This window comes from Micropruina sp., from assembly GCF_047607385.1.
Classification (GTDB): Bacteria; Actinomycetota; Actinomycetes; order Propionibacteriales; family Propionibacteriaceae; genus Micropruina.
This window is the reverse complement of record NZ_JASGDE010000131.1, coordinates 1-15,762: the sequence shown is the minus strand read 5'-3', so window position 1 is coordinate 15,762 and position 15,762 is coordinate 1. Positions and strand designations below refer to the sequence as shown.

Genomic DNA, 15,762 nt, shown 5'->3' with positions numbered 1-15,762 from the left:
GCGGTCCCGGTGCACCCGGTGCGCCCGGTGCGCCCGGCGGATGGACGCCGGCCCCGCCGCCCGGACAGAAGAAGTCCGGCAACAAGATGCCGCTGATCATCGGCGGCGCGGCGGTGGTGATCATCGCGCTGGTGGTCGGGCTGATGCAGCTCGGCAACCGGAACACCGGAACGACCGGGACGCCGGCAACCGCGACGGCGTCGCCGAGCGCCGGCCAGGGTGGCGGCGTCGGCAGCCCGGGTGCGGTGGAGGCGGTGCAGAAGTACTTCGACGGCCTGGCCGCGGCCGACCCCGAGGCCATCTTCAACCTGGTCCGCGGCGATCTGCCGGACCGCACCTTCCTGACCAAGGAGGTGCTGGCGGCGGCCGTCCAGGCCAACCCGATCACCAACCTCAAGCTCACCGAGCTGGAGTCGTCGAAGTACAGCGCCCAGGTCGAGGCCGAGTACACCATCAACGCCCGCACCCAGCGGCAGAAGTTCTACCTCTCCGCGCAGGACAACCGCTGGTACCTGAGCGACATCGCCGCCCGGCTCTCGGTGAAGAGCCTCAGCCCGACCGACACCGGGCTGACCGTCAACGGCGTCCCGGTGGGTGACGTGGACGCTATCGAGGTGTTCCCCGGCGGCTACACCCTGGGCAGCACCAGCGACACCTACACCTTCAGCAAGACCGCCGTGGTGGTGGAGGGGCTGTCCAGCTCCACCGACATCTACCAGATCAAGGTGCAGCTGTCCGACGCGGCGCTGAAGGACTTCCGGGACGCCACCAGGAAGCTGGTGAACTCCTGCAAGAAGCCGGGCTCGATGAAGAACGACCGCTGCGGGATCTACTTCCGGCAGCCGTCCGGCGACACCATCAAGAACGACACGATCGCCTGCACGCCGTCCGGGATGAACTCGATCGACCGGATGAAGCCGACTCTGGACTCCAGCGACATGAGCGTGCGCGGCTCGCTCAGCATCAGCTTCAAGTGCACGATGAAGTCGAAGAAGAGCCGCAGCTACCGCGGGTTCGACGCCCTGGTCGCCGTCTACGGCCAGAAGGCCGCCTCAGGCTGGACGGTGAGCGCCCAACGTCCGTGATCGCGCGCCGGCTCGGGCCGTTTCATGTGAAGCAATCAGCTGAAGCGGCCCGAGCCGGGCTCCCGATTTGAGCGGGCGGCACCGGAGTCGGTAGTGTTGTCTCTCGGTGTTCCCGCCACAGCGGGCCTATAGCTCAGACGGTTAGAGCGCCGCCCTGATAAGGCGGAGGTCACTGGTTCAAGTCCAGTTAGGCCCACCTCCCAGATCCTCTCCACCTCGGTCGAGAGTCAAGATCTGCGCCATCTCATCGTCCCGGTCTCGGGAACCCATCCCCGAGTCGCCGCTCGTCAAGACCGTTCCTCTGGACCTTCACCGACTGCGTTGCAGCGACGGGGCCACGACTCTGGTTGCCTCGCGCGCGCCATCCGAACGGTGTGGCTCCTGCATGGGACCTGAACCCTGCGGCCCCGGGAACGAAACATCACAACTATCTAAACCATTGATCTCCAGCCACATGAGTTTGACAGTGTCAAAACTTTGCATAGGGTTCGTTCATGGAGTTCGACCTGGATGCCGTGCTGGCCCGGGGGGAGACCTTCGAGCAAGAGTTCAAGCGGGGATCGATCAACGACCGTGAGCTGACTGAGGCCGTCGTGTGCCTGGCGAATGGCTCCGGCGGGATGATGCTGGTCGGGGTCGAGGACGACGGAACAGTGACCGGTGCCCGGGCGCGACATGGCGCAGTGACCGATCCCTACCGTCTTGCGGCCACGATCCAGAACCTGACGGAACCAGCCCATCCCGTGAAGGTCAGGCTCGTGGATCGCGATGACGGCCAGGTGATCGTCATCACCGTGCCACCGGCCGATCCGGGACCCATTGCCACCAAGAACGGGCTGTACGTCAAGCGAGCCCTCGGGAGCGACGGTCGACCGCAGTGTGTACCGATGACCCCTCATGAGATCGTCAGCATGGGTCTGGTCACACGGGGCATCGACTACGCGACTTCTCGAGCGGCAGAAGCTGTGATCGCAGACCTGGACCCAGCCGAGTTCGATCGCTTCCGGCGGTTGTGCTCGCGATCACCGGGTCAGGAGGGCCTGTCGCGTCTGTCCGACCGGGATATCCTCCGAGCACTCGGCCTTTCGCCCGGGGATACGGTCGTGTCCCTGGGTGCGGTCCTGCTCTTCGGTACGCGCCAAGCTATCCAGCGCTGGGTGCCCACCGCTGAGTTTCTCTTCCAGGACCTGCGCAAAGGCCCCTCAGCAACAAGCGTGCGGCTGCAGGGCCCGCTGTTCCAGGTGACGGACGAGCTTGAGCGCCTTCTCGAGCTACGCAACACCTCGACGGAACTGATGGCGGGTCTGGTCCGCATCGACCTCGACCTCATCCCTGAGATCACCCGCCGAGAGGCGGTTGCCAATGCGCTGGTGCATCGCGACTACACCGAGTTGGGCCCGACGAGCGTCCGGATCACTGACAGCCATCTCGTTGTGAGTAGCCCCGGTGGGTTTCCTCCCGGGGTGACAGTCGACAACATCCTTGACCAGAGTCGTCCCCGGAGCCCGATCCTGGCTGATGCTTTCCAGCGTGCCGGGATAGTCGATCGCAAGGGGAAGGGGGTCAATGAGATGTTCGAGTCCCAGCTGCGTGCGGGTCGGGATACACCCGACTACTCCGGCTCGACCTCGTCCATGGTGACCGTGTCCGTCCCGCTGGGCACTTCGGATCTCGATCTGGTCAGATTCCTGCTTACTTTCGAGAACGATCGTCAGCGCCCACTCACCCTCGATGAACTGCGTGTCGTGCATGAGGTGAAGGCCGGGGGTTCGGCGACGAACAGCGAACTGGGTGAGACCCTTCGACTAGCTCCGTCGGCAATCCGCAGCGCCACGGCGAGGCTGGTGGAGAGCGGGGTCTTGGAAGCTCGGGGTGGCGGCCGAAACCGGCGGGTTCATCTCACGGCTCGCTTCTACGATCTGGCCCAAGACCGGAACGCGTACGTCCGGATCAAGGCGATGGACCCGCTTCAGCAGGAACAGATGGTCACCGAGTACGTTCGGACCTTCGGGAGGATCACCAGGTCCCAAGCGGCGAACCTGTGTCAGCTTTCTCCGGTGGAGGCAGGGAGCCTGTTGAAGCGGCTGGTCGCCAAGGGTGTCCTGCGGCTGATCGGCACTCGTCGCGCTGCCTACTACCAACTCCCCTAGAACGGTTCCGCAGGTCGACGCTGGCTTCTACCTCACTGGACGGCAGGTGCGGGGCGTCAGCCGGGCGTAGCGTGGAAAGGCAGCCCCGATCGGGAGTGCGCGGTGGAGAGGAGCCGAGATGAACCGTTCGATCGTGATCAATCGCGAGTTCGGCAGTGGCGGCCGGGAGATCGGCCGGATGATCAGCGAGCGCACCGGAATGGAGCTGTACGACACCCGGGTGCTGCAGGAGGCGGCGATCAAGCGCGGCCTGCCGGCCGATCTGCTGGCCAGCTTCGACGAGCGGGTGGTGACCGGCCCCTATTTCGACCTGTCGATGATCGGCGTCGGCGATCCGGAGATCTACTCGCTGCCCTACCGGATGTACGGCGCCATCTCCGAGGTGATCACCGAGGCCGCCCAGGCCGCGCCGGCGGTGTTCATCGGACGCTGCGCCGATTCCATCCTGCGGCAGGCCCGGCTGCGCTTCCGCAACGTGTTCATCTACAGCACCGACCTCGAACGCAAGATGGCCCGGGCCATCGAGCTGGACGGGGTGCGCCGCAAGGACGCGGAGAAGTACATCGGACGGATGGACCGGGCCCGCAGCCGCTATCAGCAGTTCTTCACCAACACCCGGTTCGGCGACCACCGCGAGTACGACCTGTGCCTGAACAGCGGACGGCTCGACTACCGCGGCTGCGTGGAGGTGATCCTGGCGTCCGTCGGCGAACGCTAGGACGACGCGGGAGCGGGGGGTAGCGGCGGCAGCCCGGACGCGGCCCGATAGAGCGGGATCGCGATGGTGTCGACGATGGTGATCACGTCCTCGTCGCGGAACCCGCCGAAGATGACCCGGTCCCGGCCCAGCCGCATCGGCGTCAGCACCACGTCCGGGTGCAGCGGCAGCGGGCCGAGTTCGCCGCGCTCCCGGGCCGGGGTCAGGATGATCCGCTCGATCCGCGGCACCGCGTCCACCGCCATCGCCGCGGCCTGGGCCAGGGTTTCGTTGCGGGCCTCGCCGATCAGCGCCCGGTAGGCCGCCGAGCCGTGCCGGGCGGTCTTGTCGTGGGCCCGCTGCATCAGGGCCAGCAGATCCCCGCGCAGGCTTCCGGTGGACGTCTCGAGGCGTCCGGACGGCACCCGGGAGCGCATCGCGTCGAAGATCATCGACGCCCGGTCGGGGAAGCGCCGGTACAGCACCGGCTTGCTGGTGCCGACCCTGCGGGCGATCCCTTCGAAGGTCACGGCGGCATAGCCGCCCTCGGCCAGTTCGGCCAGCACGGCGGCCCTGATCGCCGCCTCGACCTCGCTCGCGGTCCGGGGTTTCCTGCGCACTCCGATCACTCTCCAGCCAGTTGCGTACCTGCGCGTCGCTGGTTAGCCTATCCGAGAGATACGGGCCGTATCCCTCAGTTTCTTCTTGGGTCGGCCACTGGTTCGTCACCGACTGGAGGACTCCCCGATGAAGGCTGCCCTGACGCCTGCCCGGCGCTCCCGGACTGCCCGGCTGCTCGTCCCGGCCGCTGTGCTGGCTCTCGGCGGCGGGTTGCTCGCCTCCTGCAGCTCGCCGGCGCAGCCGCCGGCGGCGGCCACCGCCACCGTGGAGCGCGCGACGATCAGCACCGGGGTGTCGGCGGCCGGGACGCTGGCCGCGTCCTCGTCGCGGAACCTGGGCTTCGGCACCGGCGGCCAGCTGGCCAGCCTGCGGGTGCGGGTCGGCGACAAGGTGACCGCCGGTCAGGTGCTGGCCAAGCTGGACACCTTCGCGCTGGAGCAGTCGGTGACCCAGCAGCGGGCGAACCTGTCCTCGCAGCGGGCGGCGCTGGCCCGGCTGCGGAACAGCCCGACGGTGTCCGGAGCCCGCAGCAGCCTGGCCCAGGCCCGCACCATCGCCAGCGCCACCCGGAGCCAGGTCGCGGCCACCAAACGGGCCGACGACGTGGCGATCGGCCGGGCCCGGACCACGCTGCGCTCCGCCCAGGACGCCCTCGACGTGGTCCAGTCGGCACTGGCCTCCTGCACCGCCGACTGCGGCACGCTGCAGTCCGCGGTCTCCACCGCGAAGGCGTCCGTCGTCGCGGCCCAGACCGGGCTCGCCACCGCCGAGCAGAAGAAGAAGGTGGACGCCGCCGCCGGCACCGCCTCGATCGCCGGCTCCCAGCAGGCCGTCGTCGCCGCCCAGAACTCGGCGAGCGCGGCGTCCTCCGACCGTCCCTACGGCATCACCCAGCAGGAGGCCGCGGTGACCACCGCGGAGTCGCTGGTCGACACCGCCGAGCACAACCTGGCCCAGGCCACGCTGCGGGCGCCGATCGCCGGCACCATCACCGCGATCAACGGCGCCGTGGGGGAGTACATCACGCCCAGCACCGGCACCTCCGCGGAGGCTCCCGGATCCGGTGCGGCGGTGCCCGGCACCACCGTGGTGGCCGGCACCAGCCCGATCACCCGCGCCGGCGGCACCCAGTTCATGGTGATCTCCGGCGACGGTGCGATGAGCGCGATCATCCCCTTCCAGGAGATGGACGCCGCGAACCTGGTGAAGGGACAGAGCGCCGACCTCAGCTTCGACGCGCTGCCCGGCGTCACCGCGACCGGGAAGGTGACCGCGATCGCGCCGTCCGGCACCGCGCTGGGCGGCTCGATGAGCTATCTGACCACGATCACCGTCCCCCGGGCCGACGAGCGGGTCAAGGAGGGCATGAGCGTGCACGCCACGGTGGTCACCGAGGAGCGGACCGACGTGCTCAGCGTCCCGAACGCGGCAGTGCGCAGCGAGGGCGGCCACACCGTGGTCACCGTGGTGGACGCGGCCGGCGCGCAACGCACCGTCGGCTTCACCGCCGGCCTGGTCGGCGCCGAGCGCACCGAGGTGGTCGACGGCCTGACCGAAGGGGACCGGGTCCTGGTCCCCGCCCCCGTCCACTGATCCGCACATCCAGCCAGAGAGGGCAGCCAGTGTCCGAGTCGACGACCGAAATCCTCCCTTCCGCCGAACCCCCCGAGGACGAGTTCCAGACCCCCGAACCGTCCCGGAAGCGCCGGTTCAGTCGGCGCACCCGGATCAGCATCCTGGTGATCGGGGTGGTCGCCGTCGTCGCGGCCGCCCTGCTGATCGGCAACTGGGCGCTCAACGCCAGCCGCTACGTCACCACCGACAACGCCCAGGTGGACGGCACCCAGATCCCGATCACCGCGCCGACCAGCGGCACCCTGACCGACTGGACGGGCACCATGGGCACCGCGGTGAGCAAGGACCAGGCGGTCGGCCGGATCTCCGTCCAGACCGGGTACCTGCAGCCGCAAGTGGTGGTCCGGGCGCCGGCGTCCGGCGTGGTGGCGGTCAACAACGGCGTCAACGGCGCCTTCGTGGCGGCCGGCACCAGCCTGGGCATCGCCTACAACCCGGACGCGGTGTTCGTCACCGCCCGGGTCGAGGAGACCCAGATCAACAGCGTGAAGCTGGGCCAGCAGGTCGAGATCTCGGTGGACGCCTTCTCCGGGACGACGCTGACCGGGCACGTCGCCGAGATCAAGACCGGCGCCGCGGGCGTCTTCTCGCTGTTCGGGCAGTCCAACACCACCGGCAACTTCCAGAAGGTCACCCAGGTGATCCCGGTCACCATCAGCATCGACGACCGGAAGGGCCTGGCCCTGGTCCCGGGCATGAACGTCACCGCCAAGATCGAGAAATGACCGCCGCCGCCCAGCAGGCGCCCGCCGCGCGCCGGGTCGCCACCGTCACCTCCGACGGCGGGCTCACCCACTGGCTGGGGCCGCTGCTGGTGCTGATCGTCGGCATGTTCATGACGGTGCTGGACACCAGCATCATCAACGTCGCGGTGCCGACCATCCAGACCGAGTTCGGCGGCTCCACCGCCGACATCGCCTGGATCGCGACCGCGTACAGCCTGGTCCTCGGCGTGATCGTGCCCACAACCGCCTGGCTGGGCGACCGGATCGGGCTGGGCAAGCTGTACACCTGGTCGCTGGTCGGGTTCGCGGCGGCGTCCGCGCTGTGCGGGGTGTCCTGGAGCCTGGGCAGCCTGATCGCGTTCCGCGTCCTGCAGGCCATCCCCGGCGGCATCCTGCCCGCCATCACCATGACCATGCTGTACCGGATCGTGCCCAAGGACCGGCTCGGCTCGGCGATGGGTCTGTACGGCATCGGGGTGATCGCGGCGCCCGCGCTCGGTCCGACGCTGGGCGGCTACCTGGTCGAGTTCGTCGGCTGGCGGCTGATCTTCTACATCAACATCCCGGTCGCCGTGGTGGGCGTGCTGCTGGCGTTGTGGATGCTGCCGAAGTTCGCCCAGCAGCCGACCTACCGCTTCGACGTGCTGGGCTTCGTCACCGTTGCCACCGGCATGGTCTGCCTGCTGCTGGCGTTCTCGGAGGGGGCGTCCTGGGGTTGGACGAGCATGCCGACGCTCGGCCTGATCATCGTCAGCGTGCTCAGCCTGGCCCTGTTCGTGGTGATCGAGCTGGACACCGAGCACCCGCTGCTCAACCTGGACGTCTTCCGCAACTGGCCGTTCGTGAACTCGCTGCTGGTGATGAGCGTGCTGATGGTCGGCATGTTCGCGACGCTGTTCTACATCCCCACCTTCCTGCAGTCGGTGCTCGGCCTGCCCGCGGTGCAGGCCGGCCTGGTGGTGATGCCGCAGGCGCTGGTCACCGCGGTGATGGCGCCGCTGTCCGGCCGGCTGTACGACCGGTTCGGGCCGCGCTGGCTGGTCTTCGGCGGGCTGCTGATCTCGGCCTACGCCACCCACCTGATGACCGGCCTGACCATCAACACCTCCACCGGGCAGATCATCGGGTGGACCTGCCTGCGGGCGGTCGGCGTCGGCCTGGCGATGATGTCGGTGCAGGGCAGCGGGCTGGCCGCCCTCGACCACACCCTGACCACCAGCGGCACCGCGATCAACAACGTGGTGCAGCGGGTGGCGTCCGGTCTCGGCCTGGCGGCGCTCTCGGCGCTGATGGTGGGCCAGCAGGCGCAATTGCTGGCCGACCGGTTCGCGCTGATCCCCGGCCACGATCCGCAGCTCGCGCATCTGGGCCTGCTGGGCCTGTACCAGCTCGCCCAGACCACCACGCTGGAGGTGACGGTGACCGCGTTCACCAACATGTTCGAGATCACCACCTGGCTCACCGTGGTCGCGGCGATCCTGGCCCTGTTCCTGCGCTCGGGTGCGCTGCCGTCGGCGTCCGCGCCGCCGGCGATGATGGACTGACCCTCCGGCAACCGCGGAAAGACATCGCCGGTAGACCAGAAACTCGCGCTGCCGGACGGTTTCGGCCGTCCGGCAGCGCGAGCGCGGTTCGAGGGTGGGTCAGCTGACCTTGAGCGAGACCGTCTTGCTGGTCTTGCCCGACACATTGCCGTTGCCGCCGTAGACGATCTTCAGCTTGTGCGTGCCCTTCTTGGTGATCTTCGGCAGGGTCACCTTGAGGACGCCGTGGTGGCTGGCCTTCAGGGTGTAGCCGGCGATCTTCTTCTTGCCGTCGTAGAGCTTGACCGAGCCGGTGGCGGACAGCGACGCCGGTGCGCCCGCGATCGACACCGTGATGGTCGCCTTGGCCCGCTTCGACTTCTTCACCTTCGAGCTGGACAGCTTGATCGATGCCGAGGCGGACGCCTTCTGCACCCGGAAGCTCCGGGACGCGGTGGCCGAGGACGTCCGGTCGTCGCCGGCGAAGCTGGCGGTCACCGTGTGGGAACCCACCGCGGCGTCCCGGGGCAGGGCGACCGAGGTGCCGGACGCCGCGACCGCGACCGTCGTCGACCAGGATCCCTGCTGGACCAGGACCGAGCCGGAAGCGGCGGATCCGCCGACGCTGAGCCGCACCGTGGTGCTGCGGGCCGCGCCGTAGCTCAGCTTGCTGGGCGCCGACAGGGTCAGCGCGGCGGCCCGCTTGCTGCCCAGGGTGACCGAGGTGGCCGCCACGGTGCTGCCCTGGGTGGCCAGCACCCGCAGGCTGCCGGTGCCGTTCGGGGCGGTCACCGGGCCGCTGATCCGTCCGGCGGCGTCCGCGGTGAGCTGCCCGGCGGTGCTGCCGCCGACGCTGATCCGGACGCTGCCGCCGGCGCTGAAGCCGGAGCCGGTGAGGGTGAACTGCGCTCCCGGGGCGGGGTTGCCGACGGCCGCGATCTCGGGGGCGTCCGCGCGCACCGTGAGGGTCTGCGGGACGCTGGAGATCGGCTGGTCGTTGATCACCCCGGCCGGCGGCAGCACGCAGGACAGCCCGACGTTGAACCGGATCAGCAGCGGGTCGGTGACGCCGGCCGGCAGCTTCAGCACCCCGCCGGCCTTGCCGGCGGCGTCGGTCTGGATGCACTCCAGCACCTGCTCGGCGACCACGGCGGCCACCTTCTGCGGCTTACCGCTCACCCCGATGTAGCCGGTCAGGTCGTAGGCGATGGTGCCGCCCGGCCGGACCGTCATGGTCAGCACGGACGCCGTCGGCGGCGGGGTCACGGTGATCGTCGCGGACGCGCTCACCGCGCCGGTGCTCACCTTCAGGGTGTGCTGCCCGGTGGCCAGCTGGCCCGGCAGGGTGACCCGGGCGGACGTGGGCAGTGCGCCCGCGGCGTCGGTGCTGATGGTGCTGGACAGCGTGCTGCCGTCCAGGGTGACGCTGGCCGCGGTGCTCGCCGAGAAGCCGGTGCCGGTGAGGGTGACCTGGGCGCCGGGCCGGAAGTGGTTGCCGGCCTGGAACACGTTGGTCGGGCTGGTCAGTCCGGTGCTCAGCTGCGCGGTGCTCTGCTGGCCGGCGACGGTGAACGGCACCTTGAAGGTGATCGGGTCGGTGAGCCGGTCGCCGGTGGTGGTGAAGAAGGCGCCGGACAGGATCCGCAGCCAGTGATTGCCGCCGCCCAGCGGGCCGGTCGCGGTCAGGTTCGCCGGTGCCTGGATCCAGCCCCGGAAGGAGCCGTTGGCGGTGTGGTCGGTGATGAACCAGTGCTTGGCCTCGCTGCCCGGCGGCACGGTGGAGCTGGCCGGCAGGTAGGCGTCCTCGCCACCGATGGTCCAGGCCGGGCCGGCGTCGTAGTCGTAGGGACGCACGGCCACCAGGGTCTCGCCGGTGGAGCCCTGGGTGGCCACGAAGCCGGTGCCGGAGATCTCGACCCGCTGGCCCGGGGCGATCACCGACGAGCTCAGCGTGATGCTGGCGCCGGAGACCGGATCGGTGATCGTGGTGGGCGCGGCGTGCGCCGGGCTGGGGGCGGTGATCGCCCCCAGCCCGGCGATGAGCACGGCGAGCGTCCCGGTAGCCAGCGCCCGCAGGCGCAGGGATGCGGTTCTCATCGTGATCGGATCCGGCCTACTTGATGACCGTCAGGGTGGCCTTGGCGCTGGATCCCTTGAGATTGCCGTTGCCGGAGTAGCTCACCTTGATGCTGTGCTTCTTGGCCGACAGCTTGGGCAGCTTGAACTTCGCCGCACCCTTGCCGGACGCGGTCAGCTTGACCGTGCCGATCTTCTTGGCGCCGTCGTAGATCGTCACGGTGCCGGTGGCGTAGCTGCCCGAGGGCACCCCGGTGCCGCTCACCTTGATGCTGGCGGTGGCCCGCTGGCTGCGCTTGATCTTCTTCTTGGACAGCGACACGGTGCTCTTCGAGCCGGCCTTCACCACGGTCAGGGCGGCGGACGCCGACGGCGTCGAGCTGCCGGTGCGGGTGGCGGTCAGCTCGTGGCTGCCGACGGACAGGGTGCGCGGCAGCGCCACGGTGGCGGTGCCGGAGGCGTCCACCTGGACGGTGTCGAGCTTGGTGCCGTCGATGGCCACGTCCACCGAGCCGGCGACCGGCTGGCCGCCGCCGCGCAGCTGGACGGTGGCGGTGTTGGCGACGCCGAAGGAGGCGCTGCTCTTGGCCAGCTGGATCGCGACCGCCGGAGCGCTCGCGGTCAGGTCGATGGTGACCAGCTTGGCGTCACCGTCGCCGACACCGGCGGCGACCACCTGGTAGCCGTTGCCGATGGTGGTCAGGCCCCACAGCACGTCGTCGGTGCCGCCCAGGTCGATGCTGGCGCTCTCGCCGCTGCTGCCGTCCGGCGCGGTCACGGTGACGATGGCGTCGTTGGTGCCCTGGGTGGCGCCGACGCCGACGATCCGGCCGTCCGGCAGCACCACGTGACCGCGGTGCCGGTCGCCGCTGCCGTTGCCGTCCTCACCGAAGTGGTAGGCGACCAGGCCGTTCTCGCCCCAGGACCGGTTCAGGCTGCCGTCGGACTTGAGGCTGAACAGGATGGCGTCCACGTTGTTGTTGGCCGCGGCACCGGTGCGTCCGCCGCGGTAGCCGTAGGCGCTGACCAGGTAGTTGCCGTCGGCCAGCCGGCTGAACCCGTAGGCCTCGGCGAAGCCGCCGTTGCCGCCCGGGTAGAGGGTGGTCAGCCCGTCGTCGCCCCAGGAGGCGTCGGCCTTGCCGTCGGCGGTGACCTTGCTGATGAACGGCTGGTTGTTCGAGCCGACGTTGGCGTAGCCGGTGGAGAACCAGGAGCCGTCGGTGTCGAGGAAGCCGCGCCGCACGTTCACGCTGAACGAGGTCGGGAAGGCGACCACGCCGTCGCTGCCGAACGAGGTGTCCAGCCCGCCGTTGGCCTTGACCTGGACGGTGGCCAGGGAGCGGGTGCCGCGGGTGCCCTTGCTGTCGGTGCCGACGCCGGCGGTGAAGACGGCCTTGCCGTTGCCGCGGATGGCGATGTCGTAGCCGGCGTAGTCGGGCACCGGCGCGCCGCCGCGCGGGTTGGTGCCGTCGCTCAGCGAGATCCGGGTCCAGCCGCCGTCGCCGTAGCTGGTGTCCAGGGTGCCGCGGGGATGCAGCCGGGCGACGAAGATGTCGGTGTCGGACGCGGTGGACGCCTCGGACTGATCGCCGTCCACCTCGCCGAGCACCAGGATCCGGCCCAGCCTGTCGACCGCCACGCCCTTGGCCTGCTCCTTGGTGCCCGGGTTGGTGGTGATGGTCGAGTGGAAGCTGCTGACCAGGTCGACGACGGCCCGGCCCTCGGTGCCGAAGCTGGTGTCCAGCGAGCCGTCGGGGTTGCTCTTGGTGACCAGCACGGCCTTGTTGGTGCCGTCCACCACCTGGTAGCCGACGCTGAAGGTGCCGCCGTCGGGGGCGGCGGCGACGCCGTTGAAGGCGTCGGCGACGCCCGGGGCGCCCTGGTTGACGATGGTCGGATCGGGGATCGCCGCGGCGGCCTGGGGCGCGCCCAGAGCCAGCGTGGACGCGATCAGTGCGGCGCCGCTGAGGGCGCCGAGGCCGCGGGCGCATCGTTTGCGCGCGCTGTCGTGCTGCATGTCTCTCCTTGAGGGGATCGCCCCGGGCGCGTTTCGGACGTCGGCCACGGACGGCGATGATGGTTAGGTTAGGAATACCTAAGCATCATCTGTTGACCAGGGAGCACCCCCTAAAATTGAGGGGTCCCGGATCCGCTACGTCGCGGTGGTGCGCGGCAGTTCCAGCCGGACCAGGGTGCCGCCGCCGGGCCGGGCGGCGATCCGCACCCGGCCGCCGGCGTCCGCGGCGACGTGCCGGATCAGCCGCAGGCCGAGCCCGGCCGGCGCCTGCGGGTCGATGCCCACCCCGTCGTCGCCGATCTCGGCGACCAGACCGGACGGCTTGCCGCGCACGGTGACCGTGACGGTGTCGGCGCCGGCGTGCTTGACGGCGTTGCGCACCGCCTCCTTGACCACCCGGAAGGCCACCGCCACCGCCGGATCGTGCAGCGGCAGCGGATCGGCCGGCAGTTCGGTGCGGACGCCGGCGCCGCCGGGCAGTTCGCTCAACCAGCCGGCCAGCGCGGGGGCCAGGTCGTCGTCGCGCCACTCGGTGCCCTCGCCGCCGCCGAGCAGTTCGCGCAGCTCGTGCACGTCGTGGGCCAGCAGGTCGCTGGCCCGGTCCAGGGTGGCGCTGATCTCCGGCGGGGCCGGACGCCGGCGCGCCGCGTCCAGCCAGAGCCGGATCGCGGAGAGGTCCTGCACGGTGCGCTCGTGCAGCACCTCGGAGATCCTGCGGTGCTCGTCGGCCCGGGCCCGCAGCGCGCGGTCGGCGAACAGCGTCCGCTCCCGCTCGGCGGCCGCCACGGCCCGGGTCAGCCGCAGGCTCAGCGGCAGCGTGACCAGCCCCACGATCAACACCCCGAGCAGTGAAACCGGTAGCCAGTCGCGCAACAGCCGGAACCGGGTCTGGTCGAACTCGACGAACGGCTTGTACACCTCGAGCACGTAGCGGGTGCCGGTGCCGTCGGCGAACGGCAGGTAGATCTCGTACAGATTGGGCAGTGCCGGGCCCTCGGACTCGCTGCCGTCGGAGAGCCGGTCCACCACCGCCTGGTCGGTGTCCAGGGCCACCGCGGCGCCGCCCAGCGGGAGCCGGGTGCCGGTCCGGTCCGAGGTCGACCAGAGGAAGCGTCCGGTGCTGGCGTCCAGCCGCTCCCAGACGTGCACCGCGACGATCGTGCCGTCGCGCAGCTGGGGATCGACGGCGGCAGCCAGCCGGTCGCGCCAGTCGGCGTCCTCGGCCAGATCCTGGGAGGTCAGCGGCAGGGCCAGCCCGAGCGCGACCGAACGGACGTGGCCGACCGCGGCCTCCTCGGCCTGGCCGGTGGCCCGCCGGTCGACCTGCCAGGTGACCACCCCGGCGACCACCAGCATCACCGCCAGCACGCTCAGCACGTGCTGCCGCACCGCCCGCCGCACCCGGACCGGACGCCGCACCCGGTGCCGCGCCGGTTCGCCGGCGTCCCGCTGTTCCGGGCCGGTCATTGCCGGGGCAGGTCGAGCAGGTCGAGGCTGGCCGCCTTCAGCACGGCCGCCAGCTGGGTGTGCACGCCAAGCCGCTCCCGGGCGCTTTTCACGTAGTCACGCACCGTGTGGGTGCTCAGCCCGAGCCGATTGCCGACGGCCCGGACGTCGGCGCCGTTGGCCAGCAGCTGCAGGATCTCGATCTCCCGGGCGCTCAACGGTCCTTCCGGGGCGTGGGCGGCCGCACCGGTGGTGAACAGCCGCTCGCCGGCCATCACCCGGCGCAGCGCGATGAGCAGCTCGTCCAGCCCGATGCCCTTGGGCAGCACTCCCCAGGCGCCCAGGTTGCGGGCCCGGATCACCACGTCGCGCTGCAGGTGGCCGGTCAGGATCACCGCCCGGACCTCCGGCGCGGCCTGTTCCAGCCGGGCCAGCAGCGACAGCCCGTCCACCTCGCCGAGCCGGACGTCGACCACCGCGATCGCGGTGCTGTCGCGGAGCAGGTCGATCGCCCGGTCGGGGTCGCCGGTGACCTGGATCTGGTCGAACCCGGGCTCGCCGCGCAGCGCGGCGGCCAGCGCCTCGGCGAACACCGGGTGGTCGTCGATCAGGACGACCCGCCAGGCGGATCCCGAGGCCGGCGGGACGCCGGGGGAGGACGGAGCGGAAGCGGGCATGGCGGTTGCGACCCTACCCGGCGTCGATGAGGAACGGCGGCGTCCCGCGCAGCAGGCGGACTCGGAAGGTAGGTAAGGCTTGCCTTACCATCAGCATATGACCTCCCCTCGTCAGCGCACCGTCGTGGTGACCGGAGCCGCCGGCGGCATCGGCCGTGCCGTGGCGGTGCAGCTCGCCGACCAGGGCGTGCGGCTCGGCCTGCTCGACCGGGACGCGGCGGGCCTGCGGGCGACCGCCGAGGCGGTCCGGGCGTCCGGCGCCTCGGAACCGCTGACCCTGGCCGTGGACGTCGCCGACCGGGCGGTGTTGGCCGTCGCCCTGCACCGGGTCGCGGCGGACGGGCCGCTGGACGGCCTGGTCAGCGCCGCCGGCGTGCTGGAACCGGGCGGGCTGGCCGACACCACCGAGGAAGCCTGGCAGCGGCACTTCGCGGTCAACACCACCGGGGTGTTCCAGCTGCTGCAGGAGGGTGCGCCCCGGCTCCGCGACGGCGGCGCGGTCGTGGTGATCAGCTCGAACGCCGCCCGGGTGCCGCGACTCGGCATGCTCGCCTACGCGGCGTCCAAGGCGGCCACCTCGGCGCTGACCCGCTGCGCCGGGCTGGAGCTGGCCGCCCGCGGCATCCGCTGCAACGTGGTCGAGCCCGGCTCCACCGACACCGCCATGCAGCGCGACCTGTGGCCCGACCCGGAGGCCGGCGCCGCCCATGCGGTCGGGGGCGATCCTGCCGCCTACCGGGTGGGCATTCCGCTGGGCCGGATCGGCGCCCCCGCCGACGTCGCCGCGGTGGTCTGCTTCCTGCTCTCCGACGCCGCCCGCCAGGTCACCCTGCAACAGGTCTTCGTGGACGGCGGTGCGTCGCTGTGACCGAACTCGCCGTGAGTGAGTTGACCCGGCCCGAGCCGTCCGCCGGCGACCCGTGGGCGGGCCTGGCCGCCGGGCCGCTGTTCACCGGCGACCGGACGGTGGCCGGCACGGTGCTGGAGACCTGGCACGGGTCCGGCCCGGACTGGGCCGATGCCGTGCTGGCCGGCCTGCGACCCGGCGAGCGCGCCCTGGTGGCGCTGCCGTTCCGTCCGGACGCCCCGGGCGTCGCGCACCGGATCGCG

General features: G+C 70.7%; 13 protein-coding genes and 1 tRNA gene. 9 read left to right on the top strand and 5 right to left on the bottom strand.

What is annotated here, in order from left to right; genetic code table 11:
* The 4 genes from QM582_RS11855 to QM582_RS11840 all read left to right on the top strand — a co-directional run.
* A partial coding sequence (locus QM582_RS11855) for a hypothetical protein (protein ID WP_415084647.1) occupies positions 1-1,085 on the top strand: 1,085 nt, incomplete at its 5' end.
* 122 nt (positions 1,086-1,207) lie between these two features.
* A tRNA-Ile gene (locus QM582_RS11850) sits at positions 1,208-1,281 on the top strand.
* Positions 1,282-1,579: 298 nt separating this feature from the next.
* The gene (locus tag QM582_RS11845; protein WP_415084646.1) at positions 1,580-3,235 is read left to right on the top strand and encodes an RNA-binding domain-containing protein; all 1,656 of its coding nucleotides are present in this window, start codon (positions 1,580-1,582) and stop codon (positions 3,233-3,235) included.
* A gap of 118 nt (positions 3,236-3,353) precedes the next feature.
* Complete coding sequence (locus QM582_RS11840) at positions 3,354-3,953, top strand: AAA family ATPase (protein WP_415084644.1); 600 nt, start codon at positions 3,354-3,356, stop codon at positions 3,951-3,953.
* Here the strand turns inward: QM582_RS11840 and QM582_RS11835 are convergent.
* Positions 3,950-4,552: a TetR/AcrR family transcriptional regulator gene (locus QM582_RS11835; protein WP_415084642.1), complete on the bottom strand. Its 603-nt coding sequence runs from the start codon at positions 4,550-4,552 to the stop codon at positions 3,950-3,952. The two genes, QM582_RS11840 and QM582_RS11835, sit on opposite strands and share 4 nt — an antisense overlap.
* Before the next feature lie 127 nt (positions 4,553-4,679).
* Here QM582_RS11835 and QM582_RS11830 point away from each other — a divergent pair, with 127 nt between their 5' ends.
* The 3 genes from QM582_RS11830 to QM582_RS11820 are packed head-to-tail and all read left to right on the top strand — an operon-like array spanning position 4,680 to position 8,457.
* A complete protein-coding gene (locus QM582_RS11830; protein WP_415084640.1) occupies positions 4,680-6,146 on the top strand; it encodes a biotin/lipoyl-binding protein in 1,467 nt (488 codons plus the stop codon).
* A gap of 29 nt (positions 6,147-6,175) precedes the next feature.
* Entirely contained in the window at positions 6,176-6,913 is a 738-nt protein-coding gene (locus QM582_RS11825) for an HlyD family secretion protein (protein ID WP_415084639.1), read from the top strand.
* Positions 6,910-8,457: a DHA2 family efflux MFS transporter permease subunit gene (locus tag QM582_RS11820; RefSeq protein ID WP_415084637.1), complete on the top strand. Its 1,548-nt coding sequence runs from the start codon at positions 6,910-6,912 to the stop codon at positions 8,455-8,457. Before QM582_RS11825 ends, QM582_RS11820 begins: the two co-directional genes overlap by 4 nt.
* Before the next feature lie 99 nt (positions 8,458-8,556).
* Here QM582_RS11820 and QM582_RS11815 read toward each other — a convergent pair whose 3' ends face one another.
* The 4 genes from QM582_RS11815 to QM582_RS11800 all read right to left on the bottom strand — a co-directional run bounded on the left by QM582_RS11815 (position 8,557) and on the right by QM582_RS11800 (position 14,652).
* Complete coding sequence (locus QM582_RS11815) at positions 8,557-10,533, bottom strand: Ig-like domain repeat protein (RefSeq protein ID WP_415084635.1); 1,977 nt, start codon at positions 10,531-10,533, stop codon at positions 8,557-8,559.
* A gap of 16 nt (positions 10,534-10,549) precedes the next feature.
* Positions 10,550-12,529 carry an Ig-like domain repeat protein gene (locus QM582_RS11810; protein ID WP_415084633.1) on the bottom strand — a complete coding sequence of 660 codons (1,980 nt, stop codon included), beginning with the start codon at positions 12,527-12,529 and terminating at the stop codon, positions 10,550-10,552.
* 135 nt (positions 12,530-12,664) lie between these two features.
* Complete coding sequence (locus QM582_RS11805) at positions 12,665-13,996, bottom strand: sensor histidine kinase (RefSeq protein WP_415084631.1); 1,332 nt, start codon at positions 13,994-13,996, stop codon at positions 12,665-12,667.
* Positions 13,993-14,652, bottom strand: coding sequence for a response regulator transcription factor (locus QM582_RS11800; RefSeq protein ID WP_415084629.1), 660 nt, complete (start codon positions 14,650-14,652; stop codon positions 13,993-13,995). Before QM582_RS11800 ends, QM582_RS11805 begins: the two co-directional genes overlap by 4 nt.
* A 97-nt stretch (positions 14,653-14,749) precedes the next feature.
* Between QM582_RS11800 and QM582_RS11795 the strand changes: the two genes are divergently transcribed.
* A complete protein-coding gene (locus QM582_RS11795) occupies positions 14,750-15,520 on the top strand; it encodes an SDR family oxidoreductase (protein WP_415084627.1) in 771 nt (256 codons plus the stop codon).
* The coding region (locus QM582_RS11790; protein ID WP_415084625.1) for a hypothetical protein at positions 15,517-15,762 on the top strand (246 nt) is incomplete at its 3' end. The genes QM582_RS11795 and QM582_RS11790, both read left to right, overlap by 4 nt.

What these genes read in the sequence shown, in the direction of transcription:
- QM582_RS11845 (WP_415084646.1), top strand. Translation starts at nt 1,580, where the DNA reads ATGGAGTTCGACCTGGATGCCGTGCTGGCCCGGGGGGAGACCTTCGAG.
- QM582_RS11840 (WP_415084644.1), top strand. Translation starts at nt 3,354, where the DNA reads ATGAACCGTTCGATCGTGATCAATCGCGAGTTCGGCAGTGGCGGCCGG.
- QM582_RS11830 (WP_415084640.1), top strand. Translation starts at nt 4,680, where the DNA reads ATGAAGGCTGCCCTGACGCCTGCCCGGCGCTCCCGGACTGCCCGGCTG.
- QM582_RS11820 (WP_415084637.1), top strand. Translation starts at nt 6,910, where the DNA reads ATGACCGCCGCCGCCCAGCAGGCGCCCGCCGCGCGCCGGGTCGCCACC.
- QM582_RS11815 (WP_415084635.1), bottom strand. Translation starts at nt 10,533, where the DNA reads ATGAGAACCGCATCCCTGCGCCTGCGGGCGCTGGCTACCGGGACGCTC.
- QM582_RS11810 (WP_415084633.1), bottom strand. Translation starts at nt 12,529, where the DNA reads ATGCAGCACGACAGCGCGCGCAAACGATGCGCCCGCGGCCTCGGCGCC.
- QM582_RS11805 (WP_415084631.1), bottom strand. Translation starts at nt 13,996, where the DNA reads ATGACCGGCCCGGAACAGCGGGACGCCGGCGAACCGGCGCGGCACCGG.
- QM582_RS11800 (WP_415084629.1), bottom strand. Translation starts at nt 14,652, where the DNA reads ATGCCCGCTTCCGCTCCGTCCTCCCCCGGCGTCCCGCCGGCCTCGGGA.
- QM582_RS11795 (WP_415084627.1), top strand. Translation starts at nt 14,750, where the DNA reads ATGACCTCCCCTCGTCAGCGCACCGTCGTGGTGACCGGAGCCGCCGGC.